The organism is Cryobacterium sp. PH31-O1 (assembly GCF_030063455.1).
Lineage (GTDB): Bacteria > Actinomycetota > Actinomycetes > Actinomycetales > Microbacteriaceae > Cryobacterium.
Map to the genome: position 1 here is coordinate 358,084 of NZ_JASITB010000004.1, position 15,198 is coordinate 373,281.

Annotated in this window: 15 protein-coding genes and 1 tRNA gene; 6 read left to right on the forward strand and 10 right to left on the reverse strand. The window is 65.7% G+C overall.

Annotation, left to right across the window (positions count from 1 at the left end; genetic code table 11):
- Positions 1-29 precede the first annotated feature (29 nt).
- The 4 genes from QMK31_RS10955 to serS form a co-directional block, all read right to left on the reverse strand.
- Entirely contained in the window at positions 30-1,304 is a 1,275-nt protein-coding gene (locus tag QMK31_RS10955; protein ID WP_283500971.1) for an LCP family protein, read from the reverse strand.
- A gap of 85 nt (positions 1,305-1,389) precedes the next feature.
- A tRNA-Ser gene (locus QMK31_RS10960) sits at positions 1,390-1,474 on the reverse strand.
- 118 nt (positions 1,475-1,592) lie between these two features.
- Positions 1,593-2,426, reverse strand: a complete 834-nt coding sequence (locus QMK31_RS10965) for an HAD family hydrolase (protein WP_283500972.1) — start codon at positions 2,424-2,426, stop codon at positions 1,593-1,595.
- Entirely contained in the window at positions 2,423-3,703 is a 1,281-nt protein-coding gene (gene serS, locus QMK31_RS10970; protein WP_283500973.1) for a serine--tRNA ligase, read from the reverse strand. Before serS ends, QMK31_RS10965 begins: the two co-directional genes overlap by 4 nt.
- Before the next feature lie 63 nt (positions 3,704-3,766).
- On the opposite strand from serS, the gene QMK31_RS10975 reads away from it, so the two are divergent.
- On the forward strand, positions 3,767-4,753 hold the full coding sequence (locus tag QMK31_RS10975) for a diacylglycerol/lipid kinase family protein (RefSeq protein WP_283500974.1): 987 nt from the start codon (positions 3,767-3,769) through the stop codon (positions 4,751-4,753).
- A gap of 30 nt (positions 4,754-4,783) precedes the next feature.
- Here the strand turns inward: QMK31_RS10975 and pheA are convergent, their stop codons facing one another.
- Positions 4,784-5,740 carry a prephenate dehydratase gene (gene pheA, locus QMK31_RS10980; RefSeq protein ID WP_283500975.1) on the reverse strand — a complete coding sequence of 319 codons (957 nt, stop codon included), beginning with the start codon at positions 5,738-5,740 and terminating at the stop codon, positions 4,784-4,786.
- Positions 5,741-5,775: 35 nt separating this feature from the next.
- Between pheA and pgm the strand changes: the two genes are divergently transcribed.
- Positions 5,776-7,392 (forward strand): phosphoglucomutase (alpha-D-glucose-1,6-bisphosphate-dependent), encoded by a 1,617-nt coding sequence (gene pgm, locus QMK31_RS10985; protein ID WP_283500976.1) that lies wholly within the window; start codon positions 5,776-5,778, stop codon positions 7,390-7,392.
- A gap of 109 nt (positions 7,393-7,501) precedes the next feature.
- On the opposite strand, the gene QMK31_RS10990 is transcribed toward pgm, so the two are convergent.
- Together QMK31_RS10990 and QMK31_RS10995 are read right to left on the reverse strand one after the other, a co-directional pair.
- A complete protein-coding gene (locus QMK31_RS10990) occupies positions 7,502-8,212 on the reverse strand; it encodes an amidase domain-containing protein (protein ID WP_283500977.1) in 711 nt (236 codons plus the stop codon).
- Positions 8,213-8,241: 29 nt separating this feature from the next.
- Positions 8,242-8,379, reverse strand: a complete 138-nt coding sequence (locus tag QMK31_RS10995) for a hypothetical protein (RefSeq protein ID WP_283500978.1) — start codon at positions 8,377-8,379, stop codon at positions 8,242-8,244.
- A 114-nt stretch (positions 8,380-8,493) separates the two neighbouring features.
- Between QMK31_RS10995 and QMK31_RS11000 the strand changes: the two genes are divergently transcribed.
- Complete coding sequence (locus tag QMK31_RS11000) at positions 8,494-9,909, forward strand: GH1 family beta-glucosidase (RefSeq protein ID WP_283500979.1); 1,416 nt, start codon at positions 8,494-8,496, stop codon at positions 9,907-9,909.
- A 96-nt stretch (positions 9,910-10,005) separates the two neighbouring features.
- Here QMK31_RS11000 and QMK31_RS11005 read toward each other — a convergent pair whose 3' ends face one another.
- Positions 10,006-10,899 (reverse strand): DNA-methyltransferase, encoded by an 894-nt coding sequence (locus tag QMK31_RS11005; RefSeq protein ID WP_283500980.1) that lies wholly within the window; start codon positions 10,897-10,899, stop codon positions 10,006-10,008.
- A gap of 49 nt (positions 10,900-10,948) precedes the next feature.
- On the opposite strand from QMK31_RS11005, the gene QMK31_RS11010 reads away from it, so the two are divergent.
- Entirely contained in the window at positions 10,949-11,287 is a 339-nt protein-coding gene (locus tag QMK31_RS11010) for a GNAT family N-acetyltransferase (RefSeq protein ID WP_283500981.1), read from the forward strand.
- 81 nt (positions 11,288-11,368) lie between these two features.
- Here the strand turns inward: QMK31_RS11010 and lplAB are convergent, their stop codons facing one another.
- Together lplAB and QMK31_RS11020 are read right to left on the reverse strand one after the other, a co-directional pair.
- Positions 11,369-12,421 (reverse strand): lipoate-protein ligase LplAB, encoded by a 1,053-nt coding sequence (gene lplAB / locus QMK31_RS11015; protein ID WP_283500982.1) that lies wholly within the window; start codon positions 12,419-12,421, stop codon positions 11,369-11,371.
- Positions 12,422-12,430: 9 nt separating this feature from the next.
- Positions 12,431-13,279, reverse strand: a complete 849-nt coding sequence (locus QMK31_RS11020) for an alpha/beta fold hydrolase (RefSeq protein ID WP_283500983.1) — start codon at positions 13,277-13,279, stop codon at positions 12,431-12,433.
- Positions 13,280-13,357: 78 nt separating this feature from the next.
- Between QMK31_RS11020 and QMK31_RS11025 the strand changes: the two genes are divergently transcribed.
- A complete protein-coding gene (locus QMK31_RS11025; RefSeq protein ID WP_283500984.1) occupies positions 13,358-13,861 on the forward strand; it encodes a MarR family winged helix-turn-helix transcriptional regulator in 504 nt (167 codons plus the stop codon).
- A gap of 5 nt (positions 13,862-13,866) precedes the next feature.
- Complete coding sequence (locus QMK31_RS11030) at positions 13,867-15,198, forward strand: MFS transporter (RefSeq protein ID WP_283500985.1); 1,332 nt, start codon at positions 13,867-13,869, stop codon at positions 15,196-15,198.

The following is a 15,198-nucleotide window of genomic DNA, read 5'->3' on the forward strand; positions in this document are numbered from 1 at the left end:
CGGCTACAAAAGCGGATGCCCGCGCCCGGCTACTGGTCTTTCAGCGTTCGGCCGGCCGTGCAGGTGTAGTCACCGGCGGTCTGGCCGGTCACCGAATCCGACAGAACGACTCCGGGGGCCACCGGTGCCTCGGTCGCGGCCGGAGCTTCGGTCGCGGTGGGATCCGTGGTCGCGGCCGGCGCGGGAGCGGCCTCAACGGGAGCATTGGGGTCAGCCACCGTGCCGCTGCCGGTTGTTCCGCTCAGCGAGAGCGGCTGATCGGCAGCAACGGCCTCGAACAGGTTGTCGAAGGCCGGCTGAACGGCCTTGACCCCACCGGTCGTGGTACCGGTGGGCACCTGGGCGAAGACGACCTGGTCGAGGTCGATGTCCTTCAGCGCGATGGCGATCGACGCGAGCGTGGTCACGCTGTTGAGGCTGTCCGACAGGCGCATGTTGGCCGTGACGGCCTTGGCCAGGGCGTACACCTTGGTCGGGTCCGAGAGGGTGTCAGCGCTCTTGATCGTGCGCACGAGCGAGGACATGAACAGCTGCTGGTTGTTAATGCGGGTCAGGTCGCTGCCGTCGCCGACTCCATGCCGAGTGCGCAGAAACTGCAGTGCGTCATACCCGGAGAGCACGTGCTCGCCCGCGTCGAGGAACGTTCCGGTGTATTCGTCTTCAATGCGCTCTGCGACGCAGACCGGCACACCGCCGACGGCTGAGGACATGGACATGACGCCGCTGAACTGCACCTCGGCCGCGAACGGAATGGACAGGCCGGTCAGCTTCTCAACGGTCAGTACGGTGCAGGCGAGCCCGCCGTAGGTGAGCGTGGTGTTGATCTTCTGGTTGCTCATGGCGCTGAACGAGCCACCGTCGGGGTCGGGGCAGGAGGGGATGGAGACGAACATGTCTCGGGGAAAGCTGATGACCGAGGCGTTGCTGTGGTCTTCCGAGATGTGGAGCAGCATCGTCACGTCGTTGAGGTCGCCGGTGGCATCTTCCGGGCCGAAGGCGGCGTCCTGGCCGACTCTGCTGTCGCTGCCGACGACGAGCATGTTCACGCCGCCATCGATGGCGCCGATCGAGGGAACCGGGCCGTTGGCCTTGTCGGCTAGGTGCACACTGGGCTGCACGCTCTTGGCGACGTCGTAGGTGGCGATGGCAGCGACGGAAAACCCGCTGACCAGAACAACGGCCACGCTGCCCGCAAGGAACTTCGCCACGGTGACGGCAGCGTTCGACTTCTTCAGTCGGCCGTGCCGGGCAATGGTTTTGAGGTTCTTCGAACCGGCACTGCGAGGGCGAAGTTGGTCGCTCACTCATGTCCTCTCATCGGTTGGTGGCCTGATCGGCCCGAGGCGACAATCATTGTGCGCCGGTGATTTTTACGTTGCACTGGTGCTGCGGAGGGCGTGGGATTCGAACCCACGAGACATTTCTGCCCACCAGTTTTCAAGACTGGCTCCATCGGCCGCTCGGACAGCCCTCCCGGTTGCCTATTTTCCACACGAAGTGCTGTGCAGAAGAATTGGGCGAACTGGCCCGATTCTAGCCGATGGCAGACTGCTCAGGCTGACAGAGGCGCCTGATAGACGGCTGGATGCCGGTTAGAGAGTGCGCAACACCGTGGCGAGGCCGTCGACGGCCACGTTGCCGGTGATCTCTGACCCGGCCGCGAGAACGTCGTCGGGCGACTCCCCCATGGCCACTCCACGACCGAATTCGGCGGCCCATTGCAGCATGTCGATGTCGTTACGACCATCACCGACGGCCATCACTCGCTCGCGAGGAACGCCGATCGACACGCGCACGCGTTCCATCGCGGTTGACTTGTTGACGCCGTCTGGAGCTATGTCGAGCCAGGCGGTCCATCCGATCGCGTAGCTCACCCGGTTCAGGCCCATGCGCTCGACAACGTGGAGGAAATCCTCCATGTCGTGGTCGGGTGAGATGACGACCACGCGCGTGGCCTGGTGCTTGAGCAGCTCGTCGAAGTCGACCCGTTCGCTGTCCATGCCGATCGTGGCATCGGGGATCGGTTCGGTGTAACGGTAGAAGCCGTGCTCGTCTTCGACCGCGAACCGAGCTGAGCCGAGGTGCGCCCGAATAGAGGTGAGCACGTCGCTCGGGTTGAAGGTTTCGACCCATTCGCGGCGGTAGCCCATGGGAGCTGAGGCGTCGCGGTGCATGGTGATGGCACCGTTGGAGCAGACCACGTAGCGCGGTGTGATGCCGAGTCGGTCGAGCACCGGCAGGGCAGCAGCAGCGGAACGCCCGGTGGCGAGCATCACCTCGTGGCCGGCGGCGGCGAGCCGAACGACCTCATCGATCACGGCCTGGCTGATCGACCCGTCTTCGTGCATGGTCGTGCCGTCGATATCGAGGGCGACGAGCCATGGCTCGGTGAACGTGCCCTTCGACAGTGCGGTGACAGAGGTCACTTCATTCCCTTCGCCGGGAGCGGCGTCAACACCTCGAGGCCACCGAGGTAGGGCCGCAGCGCCTCGGGGACGCGCACCGAACCATCCGCTTGCTGGTGCATTTCGAGCATGGCGACGAGCCAGCGAGTGGTCGCCAGCGTGCCGTTCAGGGTGGCGACCGGCGTCGTCTTGCCCGATTCGGTGCGGTAGCGGATATTCAGCCGGCGCGCCTGGTAGGTGGTGCAGTTGCTCGTGCTGGTGAGCTCGCGGAAGGCGTTCTGGGTGGGCACCCAGGCTTCGATGTCGAACTTGCGGGCGGCGCTTGAGCCGAGGTCTCCGGCGGCGACGTCGATCACGCGGTAGCTGAGCCCGAGGGACTGCAGCATGCCCTCCTGCAGCGCGACGAGGCGGTCGTGCTCGGCCTCGGCGTTCTCGGGCAGCACGTAGGTGAACATCTCGAGCTTGTTGAACTGGTGCACGCGAATGATGCCGCGGGTGTCTTTCCCGCCCGAGCCGGCCTCGCGGCGGTAGCAGGTGCTCCAGCCGGCGTAGCGCAGCGGCTCTTCGGACAGATCGAGGATCTCGTCTTTGTGGTACCCGGCGAGCGCGACCTCGCTCGTGCCGGTGAGGTACAGGTCGTCGGTCGGCAGGTAGTACACCTCGTCGTTGTGTTCGCCGAGAAAACCCGTTCCGTCCATGATCTCGGGGCGCACCAGCGTAGGAGTAATGAGCGGTACGAAGCCGGCGTCGAGCGCCCGGTCCAGCGCCATGTTCATGAGGGCGATCTCGAGGCGGGCTCCGATGCCCTTCAAAAAGTAGAAGCGGGTACCAGAGACCTTGGCGCCGCGGGCCATGTCGATGGCGCCGAGTAGTTCGCCGAGCTCGAGGTGGTCGCGCGGCTCGAAGTCGAACACCGGGGCTTCACCGTGCGTGCGCAGGGTCGCGAAATTGTCTTCGGCGCCGGCCGGGACGCCGTCGATGATGGGGTTCGCGATGGTCTTCACGATCGTGGTGAAGCTGGCGTCGGCGTCGGCGGCGATGACTCCGGCAGCCTTGACCGCGGCGGCGAGGCTTTGCGCTTCACCAACGAGGGCTTTCTTTTCGGCGCCAGGGGCGGCCGCCACGCGCTTGCCGAACAGGTTCTGCGCTGCGCGCAAGTCTTCGAATGTCGTGATCGTCGATCGCCGCTCCGCATCGGCGGCGAGGGCGGCATCCACCGCTTCAACGGAGTCGCCACGGGCCTCCTGCGAACGCTTGAAGAGGTCAGGGTTTTCGCGTAACAGCACCGGATCAATCACCCGGCCAGTCTACAAGCGCACGCTGACGGGCAAACGCGGAGTCAACCCAGTAGCGTAGGCCTCGTGACCGCCTCCGAAAGCCTCGACCAGCACGCCGCCGTCGTCTACAACCCGGTGAAAGTGGATCTGGCCAAGCTGCGAGCGAGCGTGGCTGCGGCCGAGCAGTCCGCCGGCTGGGCCGCAACACACTGGTTCGAAACGAGCCTCGACGATGTCGGCCAGGCCGCTACGAAACGGGCGCTCGAGGCTGGGGCCTCGATGGTGCTCTCGGCCGGCGGCGACGGAACCGTTCGCGCCGTGGCCGAGGCCTTGCGCGACTCCGGCGTGCGCATGGCCATCGTGCCTTCGGGCACCGGCAACCTGCTCGCCCGCAACCTGATGCTGCCGCTCGGCAGCATCGACGCCGCCACCGCGATCGCATTCAGCGGCACCGACCGCTCGATCGACCTCGGCGTGGCGACCATCACGACCGACGCCGGCAAGGTCGAGGAACACGTCTTTCTGGTGTTGGCCGGACTCGGACTGGACGCGCAGATGATCGCCCACACCCGGGACGACCTGAAGAAGCAGGTGGGTTGGCTCGCCTATGTGGACGGAGTAGCGCGGGCGCTGCCGAAAGCGCGACCATTTCGCATCCGCTACAGCGTGGCGGGGCGCGTAGACCGGCCGGCGCAGGTGAGCGCCATTCTCGTCGCCAACTGTGGGCTGTTGCCGGGTAACCTGCAGTTTCTGCCCGATGCGCGCCTCGACGATGGCATTCTCGACATCGCCGTATTGCAGCCCAAGGGCGTGCTGGGCTGGCTGACCATCTGGCGTCGGGTGACCTGGGAGAACGGGGTACTTCGTCGTTCGGCAGTGGGCCGGCGCATGATTCAGTCCACGGAATCTACCAATGAGCGGGTGATGACGACCCTGCGCGGACCCGATATTCGAATTGCGCTCGAACACGCTCAAGACTTTGAGCTTGACGGTGACGAGTATGGCCTGGTGCGCAAGGTGCGGCTGCACGCCGATCCGGGCGCGCTGATCGTGCGCGTTGCCGCCGGATAGTCCTATTCGGCGGGTTCGGCGCCACCGTGCCTATTCGGCAGGTTCCCCCGCAATGAGGCCGCGCAACCAATCGCGGGCCTCGATGAAGATGCCGTCGTCGTAGCGGGAGGTGAACTCGCTTGGGCGTTTGTCGGCCCGCGGATACGACCCAAGAAAGATGACCTTCGGGCTGAACCGGCGCAGGCCGAGCAGCGCGTCGGCCACGCGCTCGTCGAGGATGTGTCCCTCCGTATCAACGACGAAGCGGTAGCGTCCGAGGGAATCACCGATCGGTCGGGACTGAATGAGGCTGAGGTTCACGCCACGGGTGGCGAATTGCTCGAGCATGTCGAGCAGGGCACCGGAACGATCACTCGGCAGCTCGATGATGAGGCTGGTCTTGTCGGCGCCGGTCGGAGGAGCGAGCTCAGCCGTGCGACCCACGAGCACGAACCGGGTGACGGCGTTCGGGTTGTCACCGATATTCGAGGCGAGAACCACGAGGTCATGATAATTGTCGATGCCGGGCGGGGCGATCGCGGCATCCGCTTGCGTGTTGTCGAGAAGGGCGGATGCTGCGGCGACGTTGCTCGAAGCCGGAAGGTGTCCGTGGCTCGGCAGCGTCTTTTCGAGCCAGTTGCGACACTGGCCGTAGGCGACCGGATGCGCGTTGACGACCCGCACGTCGGCCAGCGTGGTGCCGGGGCGGGCGACGAGTACGAAGTTGACCGGAACCAGGTATTCGCCGATGATGCGCAGGTTCGGCACGCTCGCGAGGGCGTCCTGCGTGGCGGTGACACCGCCGTCGACCGAGTTCTCGATGGCGATCATCGCCGCGAGGCTGCGACCGGAGATCACGTCGGCGAAAGCCTCGCCTACGTTGTTGACCGGGCGCCAGTTTTGGCCGCGCGCCGCGGGCACCTGCGCGAGCGCCATTTCGGTAAACGTTCCGGCCGGGCCGAGATAGCTGTAGGTCTGGCTTTCGGGCGGATTCGGCGAGTCGGGCATGGCTCCCAGCCTACTGGGGGTGCCAGACTGTGCTCATGAGCGAACGTGCGGGCACCCGAGCCCTGGAATCTGACCTGATCGACGTTGATGGGCTGGTCAAGGCCTATTACGATTTGAAACCGGATGTGACGGTGCCGGCCCAGCGGGTCGTCTTTGGAACCTCCGGGCATCGCGGCAGCTCGCTGAACACCGCGTTCAACGAGGATCACATCAGTGCGACGACGCAGGCAATCGTGGAATACCGCGCCGGCCAGGGCATCACCGGCCCGCTTTTCATCGGCACCGACCCGCACGCGCTGAGCGGCCCGGCCTATACGACGGCCCTCGAAGTACTCGTCGCCAACGGTGTGCGCGTACTCGTGGACGAATTCGACGACTACGTGCCGACCCCCTCCCTGTCGCACGCGATCCTGGCCTACAACCGGGCCGAGCACGGTGACCTCGCCGACGGCATCGTCGTCACGCCGAGCCACAATCCGCCGATGGACGGCGGCTTCAAGTACAACCCGCCGCACGGCGGACCGGCCGACAGCGACGCGACGTCGTGGATAGCGAACCGGGCAAATGACCTCATCGCTGGCGGCATGGTGGGTGTAATCATGAGCGAACCGAGCGCCGTGGAGACCTACGATTTTCGCGGCAACTACGTCAACGACCTCGAGAACATCATCGATATGCGGGCCATCCGCACCAGCGGAATCCGCATCGGAGCCGACCCGCTCGGCGGCGCGAGCGTGGGCTACTGGGGCGCCATCCGCGACCGCTACGAAATCGACCTCGTCGTGGTCAACCCGAAGGTCGACCCGACCTGGCGATTCATGACCCTGGACTGGGACGAGAAGATCCGCATGGATCCGTCGAGTGCGTCGGTGATGGCATCCGTTGTCGCGCACAAGGACGAGTACGACATCCTCACCGGCAACGATGCGGATGCCGACCGGCACGGAATCGTCACGCCCGACGGCGGCTTGATGAACCCGAACCATTTTCTGGCCGTCGCCATCGACTACCTCTACAGCCACCGCGAAGGCTGGAAGCCAGACGCTGCGGTCGGTAAGACCCTCGTCTCGTCGACGATGATCGACCGGGTGACCGGATTTCTCGGCCGCGACCTGTGGGAGGTTCCGGTGGGCTTCAAATGGTTCGTGCCCGGCCTGATCGACGGTTCGGTCGCGTTCGGCGGCGAGGAGAGCGCCGGCGCAAGCTTCGTGCGCTTCGACGGCACGGTCTGGACCACCGACAAGGACGGCATTCTGCTAGCCCTGCTCGCGTCCGAGATTCTTGCCGTCACCGGCAAAACGCCATCGCAGCGTTACGCCGAGCTCGCCGAGCATTTCGGTGCGCCCTCTTATGCCCGAGTGGATGCTGCGGCCACGCCCGCGCAGAAGGCGGCGCTGGCCAAACTCGACGGCTCGATGATAACGGCCACCGAGCTCGCCGGCGAGAAGATCACCGGCAAGTTCAGCGTGGCGCCGGGCAACGGCGCTGCCATCGGCGGCGTGAAGGTGACGACCGAGAACGCCTGGTTCGCAGCCCGGCCGAGCGGCACCGAAGACGTCTACAAGATCTACGCCGAGTCGTTCTTAGGTGACGAGCACCTGGCCAAGGTTCAGGCCGAGGCGAAGGCGATCGTGGACGCCGCAATCGCCTAAGCCGCGCACCGCTGAGGAGCGCTGGGGTTATCCGCGGGGCGTGGTGCTTGAGCTAAGGAGTGGATGACCCGATGCGAGCGCGGCCCACGGCCAGACAACAACCGTAAATCTACGGAACACTCCAGTAGTAAGCCGTTGCGCCCGGGTGATCCACCGTGATCGCCGTATCCACGGACCGGTAGTCAGAATCCAGGGTGTGCCCGGCGAAGAAGATCTCAGTGGTGTCGCCGACCCGCTCTACCCTGGTGACAATGCCGGTGTGGTCGCGGTCGCCGGTGTTGTCCCAGTCGAATTGCGCGATATCGCCGACCTTTACCTGGTCGCGCTGCTGATCGGTCAGGGCCGTGGCCTTACCCGTCGAGGCGATGTATTTCATGAAAGCGGTGGAACTGCGCCAGGCCGCCGAGGCACCGTAGGCGTTGCCGTTCTTCGGGCTCGACCAGACGCCGTCCATGGTCCAGCCGCGCGCGATCATGACCTGACTGGCGAAATTGACGCAGTCGTTCTCTCCGAGGATGCCCCACTCTGCGGCGTTGTAGTTTTCCAGCTTCCAGTGTGCAAGCGCGTAGTCCAGTTGGGCGGTGACGGCGGCGCTTTGCACCGGCGCCGCCTCCACCTCGACAGCAGCGACCGGGTCGGCGGGAGTGACCCGCGCCGGGTCATCCGTTGCGGCCGGGGTGGCGGCATCCGTTGACTGAGCGGTCTTCGCCGGGTCACCGGAACTCTCAATGGCCTGCACGACCAGCGCGGTCGCGCCGACGGCGAGCACGGCTCCGACGGCCGCGGTCAGGCCGAGTCGCTGCCACCGGGTTAACTGCACAATGTACTCACTTCGTTTGGAGGAACTGCTCAGGCACTCATGGCGGCGCTCAGGTAGAGCGCGACCGCAGCGAGAGCGACGAGCGCTCCCACGATGAGTACGCCGATGAGAAACCGGCGCCGGAGGCGCCGCTGGTCGGCCTCCGTGGGTTCGTTGTTCTGCAGCATGATTCGAGCTTAGCCGCGACCAATATCAGAGTCCTGACAGGCCGGCGGTGAACTGGCGAATCCGATCCGGCAGGAATACTGGTCGAAGCGGGCGTCACCGGGTACCGTCGTGTCATGTCACAGACCGAACCCACACCGTTCACCTGGCCGCACGGATTTCTCTGGGGGTCGGCGACGGCCGCCGCGCAGATCGAGGGCGCCGGCCATGCCGGCGGCAAGGAAGACTCGATCTGGGACGCTTTCGCGCGGATTCCTGGCGCCATCGCGGGCGGTGACGACCTCGAAACGGCCGTGGACCACTACCACCGCATGCCCGCCGATGTGCGACTCATGGCTTCGCTGGGCCTTGACGCTTACCGCTTTTCCACCAGTTGGGCGCGGGTGCGCCCCGGCGACCGCGCTGTGAACCCGGAGGGGCTCGATTTCTACTCCCGGCTGGTCGACGAACTTCTCGCCGCGGGAATTCTGCCCTGGCTCACCCTCTACCACTGGGACCTGCCGCAGGCGCTCGAAGAGAAGGGCGGCTGGGCCAATCGCGACACCGCGTACCGTTTCGTCGACTACGCAGCGGATGTCTACGCCGCGCTCGGCGATCGGGTCACCCACTGGACCACCTTCAACGAGCCTTTCTGTTCCTCGCTGCTCGGCTACGGATCTGGCGTGCACGCGCCGGGCCGGCAGGACGGCCGGGCCGCGGTCGCCGCCGTGCATCACCAGCACCTCGCGCACGGGCTCGCGGTGAACGCGCTGCGCTCGGCGGGAGCCCAGCAGCTCGGGATCACACTCAACCTCACCAATGCCGTGCCGCGCGATGCCGCCGACCCGGTCGATATCGAAGCGGCTCGACGGCTCGATTCGCTAGCCAACCGCATCTTTCTCGACCCGCTGCTGCGCGGCGCCTACCCGGAGGACACCCTGCGCGACCTCGAGCCGCTCGGCCTGGCCGAGGTCATCCACTCAGACGACCTGGCAATCATCGCAGCTCCGCTCGATTTTCTCGGCGTCAACCACTATCACGACGACCTCGTGAGCGGGCATGCTGATGCCTCGGCGAGCGACTCTCACGCCGGCGGCGCTGCGCGTTCGGTTGGATCGCCGTGGGTCGGCTCGGAGTACCTAACCTTTCCCAGCCGCGGGCTGCCACGCACCGCGATGGACTGGGAGGTCAACCCCGACGGGCTGCGCCTGCTGCTCGTGCGGCTCGGCGAGGAGTACGACGGGCTCCCGCCGCTCTATGTCACCGAGAACGGCGCGGCCTACGACGACAGGGTGAGCGCCGACGGCGACGTGCACGACGTCCTGCGCACCGACTACGTCGCCTCGCACATCGACAAGGTGGGTGAGGCAATCGCGGCCGGCGCCGACGTGCGCGGGTACTTCGTCTGGTCGCTGCTCGACAATTTTGAGTGGTCGTACGGCTACGAGAAACGCTTCGGCATCGTGCGGGTCGACTACGACACCCTCGAGCGCACGGTCAAGGACAGCGGGCGCATGTACGCGGACCACATTCGGGCGGCGCACGCGGCCTGACTGGCCGCACCCGGCCTCCCGGCCCGAGTTTGAGAGGTTGGCACCGGTTTGAACACGTGCCGACTTCTCGAAGACGTGCCACCATGCCGAGTTGGGTCACAGGGGTAGGGCAGGATCAGGAAAATCGATGTCGGCAAGCGGCTTGAACCGGGCGCGCATCACGGCGAGCGCCTCGGGGTTCTGGTCGATGAGCACGAAACGGCGGCCGAGCGCGGCGGCAACCGCCCCTGTCGTTCCGCTGCCGGCGAAGAAATCGAGTACCCAGTCGCCCTCGCGGCTCGACGCCTGGATGATGCGGCGCAGGATTCCGATCGGTTTCTGGGTGGGGTAGCCGGTTTTCTCCTTGCCGGTGGGCGAGACGATGGTGTGCCACCAAACGTCCGTGGGCAGTTTGCCCTTGGCCACCTTTTCGGGCGTGACGAGGCCGGGAGCCATGTACGGCTCGCGGTCAACAGTGGTCGAGTCGAAGTAATATCGGGCGGGATTCTTGACGTAGACCAGGATCGTATCGTGCTTGGTCGGCCATTTGTTCTTGGATTTGGCGCCGTAGTCGTAAGCCCAGATGAGTTCGTTGAGAAAGCATTCCCGGCCAAACAGGGCGTCGAGCAGCACCTTGGCGTAATGCGCTTCGCGGTAGTCCAGGTGTAGGTAGAGGGTGCCGTCGTCGGCGAGCAGGCGCCAGGCTTCGATCAGGCGCGGTTCGAGAAAGGCCCAGTAGTCTTCGAACTGGTCGTCGTAGCCGAGCAGGTCACCCTTGATGCGTTCGTAGCGCTGCCCCTTGAAACCGGTGATCGTGCCGACCGCGTGCGAGCCGTCGACGGCGACCGAGCGCACCGAAGTGGTGCTCTGTCGTTTCTGCGACCGGCCGGTATTGAACGGCGGGTCGAGGTAGATCAGGGTGAAGGCACCATCGGGCAGGCTCGGCAGCACTCCGAGGTTGTCGGCGTGGATGACACGGCTGGGGCTGGTCGGTGTCCACTCTTTTGGCATTTGTCCATTCTTTCAGCCCGCGCGCCATCAATCGGCTTAGTCTGTCGGGATGACTGCTGAATCGACGACCATCCACTCGCAGGATCTGGCTGATGTCGGAACTCTCGAGGTGCGCCACGACCCCGAGCAGAGCCGCTACACGGTGCTGCTCGGCGAGCAACCGGTCGGCCTGGCCGATTACATCACGACGTCGACGGCCGTGCATTTCACCCACACCGAGGTCGACCCGGCGCAGCGCGCCCACGGTTTGGCGAGCATCCTGGTCGAGCAGGCGCTCGATGATGTGCGGGTGCGCACCGACCTCGCCGTGGTGCCCGAGTGCTCCTACGTGGCACGCTGGATCGACCGGCACGCCGAATACCAGGACCTGCTGACTCGGGGCAGGTAGCCCGACCGGATGCTGGCGTGAGCGGATGCCGTTGGCCCAGCCCGCGGTATCCGCTCGCCGGATTGTTGGAGGCGCGCAGCGTTAGGGAACCCGGGTTAACCAGGCCTCTGTACTGAACTTGTTCGCGACGAGTTCGGTGGCCTTCGCGTATTCCTCGGCGGTGACGTCACTCGCGGTGGCGCCGTAGAGGCCGGTGAAGGTCTCCTTCATGCGGTCGATGATGGCGGCGCGGCTCAGGCCGGTCTGGCTGCGTAGCGGGTCAACTCGTTTAGCGGCGCTCGTGATGCCCTTATCGCTGAGCTTCTCCCGGCCGATGCGCAGCACCTGCACCATTTTTTCGCCGTCCATGTCGTAGCTCATGGTGACGTGGTGCAGCACGGCTCCGCTGCCGAGTCGCTTCTGCGCTGCACCGCCGATCTTGCCGCTCGGGCTCGTGATGTCGTTCAGCGGCTGATAGCGCGCATCGATGCCGAGGGACTTGAGCGCGGTGATGACCCACTCATCGAGGAACGCGTAGGAGTCGGCGAAACTCATACCTTGCACGAGGTCGGTCGGCGCATAAATGGAATAGGTGATGACCGAGCCGGCCTCCATGAACATGGCGCCGCCACCGCTGATGCGCCGCACAACGGTGAAGCCGTATTTCGCGGCATTCTCCGGATCGACCTCGTTCTTGAGCGACTGAAAGCTGCCGATGACAACGGCCGGCTCGTTCCACTCCCAGATGCGCAGGGTGGGCTGCCGGCGTCCCTCGCCGACCTCGGTGGCGAGCACCTCGTCGAGGGCCATCTGCAACACGGGCGCGACGGGCTTCTGCGAGTGGATTATCTGCCAGTCGTAGTCCCGCCAGGTGCTCGCCTGCGCGAGCGACCGGCGGATCGCCACGGCCACAGCCTCCGGCGAGAAGCCGAGCAAAATCGCGCCGGTGGGCAAGGCTTCTCGCACGGCAGCGGCAATTGCGGCCGCCGAACTGCCGGCGGGCAGGCCGATCACCGCGGCATTGATGTCTTCGAGGGCATCGTCGGGTTCGAGAAAAAAGTCGCCGGCCAGGCGAAAGTTGGCGATGACATCATCGACGACATCCAGATCAACGATGACCAGTTTGCCGCCCGGAACCTTATATTCACCATGCATGCAACCAGCCTACGGCGTGGGCGTGAAGCGCTCGTCTAACCAGGCCACGAGGTCGCCAATCACCTCGTCGCGGTTAGTCTCGTTGAAGACTTCGTGCCGCGCGCCCGGATACACGATCAAACGCACGTCGCGCAGCCCGGAACGTCGAATATATGCGGTCACCAGTTTGAGCGCGCTGCGTTCACCGCCGACGGTATCGTCGCCCCCGACCAGCACGAGCATCGGCAGGTCCGTTGGAAGGTTTCTGGCCGGCCGGCCGAACAGGCGGGCGGCTTCGCGCAGGCCGAACAGCTTCGCGAGCGGCGTCGCCGTCGTCAACGGGTCGGCCACGAAGGCTTTAGCTACGGCCGGATCGCGGCTGAGCCACTCGACCCCGGTCGTGCCGAGCGTCTTGTGTTTGCGGTTCAGGTCGCCGCCGTCGAGGGAGCCGGGCCAGCGGTACGCGGTGCCAGAGAGTACGACGGCGTCATACTCGGCAGCATGCTCGTTCACGATCATCTGCACCATAAACGATCCCCAGCTGTGCCCAAGCAGCACGAGCGGCAGATTCGGGTTTTCTAAGCGGATGATGCCGCTCAGCTGATGCACGCCGGCCACTGCCGCGCGCAGCCCGCCCGCGCCGAGCCGGCCGAGCCTGGTGTGATCGCCGCCATGCTGGGCCAGCCCGGTCTGGCCGTGACCCAGGTGGTCGTCGGCGTATACCGCGTAGCCGGCCCGGTTGAGGTCGGCGGCGAGTGCCGCATAACGCTGGGCGTGTTCGCCGACGCCGTGCGCGAGCTGGATCACCCCGCGCGGGGCGGCGACCGGCCAGACGTAGTAGGTGACAACCAGGCCAGAGGCATCCGTATATGTGGGCACGAGGCCAGTCTGCCGTGTTTGGGCGGAGCGGTCCGCAGTAATGTACTTAGCAAAGCTAATTTGCTATGCTAAGTATCTATGGAATCGCGAACACCTCCCAACACGTCAGGGCTCGGAGTCATCAAAGCTCAGCTCCCCGCAGAGACCCAGCCCACCGCAGCGACCAGTACGGCCGAACTTAGCCACGAATTTCGACTCGCCAATGGCCGTCTGGCCCGTCGCCTGCGTCAGGAGAAGGCCGAGAACGAACTGGGCAGCGGCCAATTCTCAGCACTCGGCGTGCTGCACGTGCACGGTCCACTCACCCTCACCGAGCTGAGCGAATTCGAGCGGGTCACCCCGCCGTCAATGACCCGCACCGTGAAGTGCCTCGTCGATGCCGGCCTCGTCACCCGCACCGGCTCCGCGCTTGACGGCCGCAAGATCGTGCTCAGCACGACGGATGCCGCGCGCGCGATGATGACCGAAACCCGCAAGCGCCGGGATGCCTGGCTGGTGCAACGCGTCGCCCAGCTGAGCCCCGAACAACACCGGACTCTCGCCGACGCGACCCTGATCATGAAGGAGCTTGCCGACAGTTGAGTGCCATGTTTCGCTCCCTGAGCGTCGTCAATTACCGCATCTGGTTCGCCGGGGCCCTGGTGTCGAACATCGGCACCTGGATGCAGCGCACCGCGCAGGACTGGATCGTGCTAACCCAGCTCACCGATTACGACGCGACGGCGGTCGGCATCACCATGGCGCTGCAGCTCGGCCCGCAGCTCGTCCTGATGCCGTGGTCTGGGCTCATTGCTGACCGGTTCAACCGGCGCAAGCTGCTCATTCTGACCCAGACCCTCATGGGGCTGCTGGCGCTCGGCCTGGGCATTCTGACAGTGCTCGAGGTGGCCCAGCTGTGGCACGTTTACCTGTTCGCGCTGGGTTTGGGCGTCGTCGCGGCGATCGACGCGCCGGCCCGCCAGACCTTCGTCTCTGAGCTCGTCGCCGAAGACCAGCTGTCCAATGCGGTCGCGCTCAACTCGGCCTCGTTCCACGGTGCCCGCCTGATTGGGCCGGCGGCGGCCGGCCTGCTCACGGTCGCCGTGGGTGCCGGCTGGGTGTTCATGATCAACGCGGTCACCTTCGCCGCGACGGTCTTCGCGATGACGCTGCTGCGCACACACCAGCTGCGCCGCCAGCCTAAGGCAGGCCGGGAACGCGGGCAGCTTCTGGCCGGTTTTCGCTACGTGCGCGGGCGCAGCGACATCGTCGTCGTGATGATCGCGGTCTTTCTGATCGGCACCTTCGGCCTGAACTTTGCCATTTTCACCTCGACCATGGCCACGATCGAGTTCGGCCGAGGAGCCGCAGAGTTTGGCCTGCTCAGCTCGATCATGGCCATTGGCGCCGTCGTCGGTGCGCTGCTCGCCGCTAGGCGCAGCCGCGCTCGGTTGCGCCTCGTGGTGCTCGGCGCCGCCCTGTTCGGCGTGGCCTGCGCGCTGTCGGCGATTATGCCGACGTATGCCAGTTTCGCCATATCTCTCACGCTCGTCGGGTTGTCATCGCTCACGCTCATGACGACGGCGAACGCCTATGTGCAGACCACGACCAGGCCCGAGATGCGTGGCCGCGTGATGGCGCTGTACATGGCCATCTTTGTGGGCGGCACGCCCCTCGGCGCTCCGCTCGTGGGCTGGGTAGCGGATGCCTTCGGCCCCCGTTGGGCCCTCGGCCTCGCCGCGATCTCCGGCCTGTTGGCGGCGGTCGTCGTGCTGTTTTGGATGGTGCGGTATCGCCGCTTGCGAGTGCAGCTGCATCCGTTCTCTGCGCCACGGGTGCGTGTTCTGCACGCCGGCGACGGGCGCGCGGAGGCTGCCGCGCTCAATCGCGAGACCGCCACGCGTGAGATCGCGATCGTCGAGGCCACCGCGCCACGCTAG

Coding starts and splice junctions, on each gene's coding strand:
- pheA (WP_283500975.1), bottom strand. CDS start 5,740: ATGCCCGACTCGCCGAATCCGCCCGAAAGCCAGACCTACAGCTATCTC.
- pgm (WP_283500976.1), top strand. CDS start 5,776: ATGAGCGAACGTGCGGGCACCCGAGCCCTGGAATCTGACCTGATCGAC.
- QMK31_RS10995 (WP_283500978.1), bottom strand. CDS start 8,379: ATGCTGCAGAACAACGAACCCACGGAGGCCGACCAGCGGCGCCTCCGG.
- QMK31_RS11000 (WP_283500979.1), top strand. CDS start 8,494: ATGTCACAGACCGAACCCACACCGTTCACCTGGCCGCACGGATTTCTC.
- QMK31_RS11005 (WP_283500980.1), bottom strand. CDS start 10,899: ATGCCAAAAGAGTGGACACCGACCAGCCCCAGCCGTGTCATCCACGCC.
- QMK31_RS11010 (WP_283500981.1), top strand. CDS start 10,949: ATGACTGCTGAATCGACGACCATCCACTCGCAGGATCTGGCTGATGTC.
- lplAB (WP_283500982.1), bottom strand. CDS start 12,421: ATGCATGGTGAATATAAGGTTCCGGGCGGCAAACTGGTCATCGTTGAT.
- QMK31_RS11025 (WP_283500984.1), top strand. CDS start 13,358: ATGGAATCGCGAACACCTCCCAACACGTCAGGGCTCGGAGTCATCAAA.
- QMK31_RS11030 (WP_283500985.1), top strand. CDS start 13,867: ATGTTTCGCTCCCTGAGCGTCGTCAATTACCGCATCTGGTTCGCCGGG.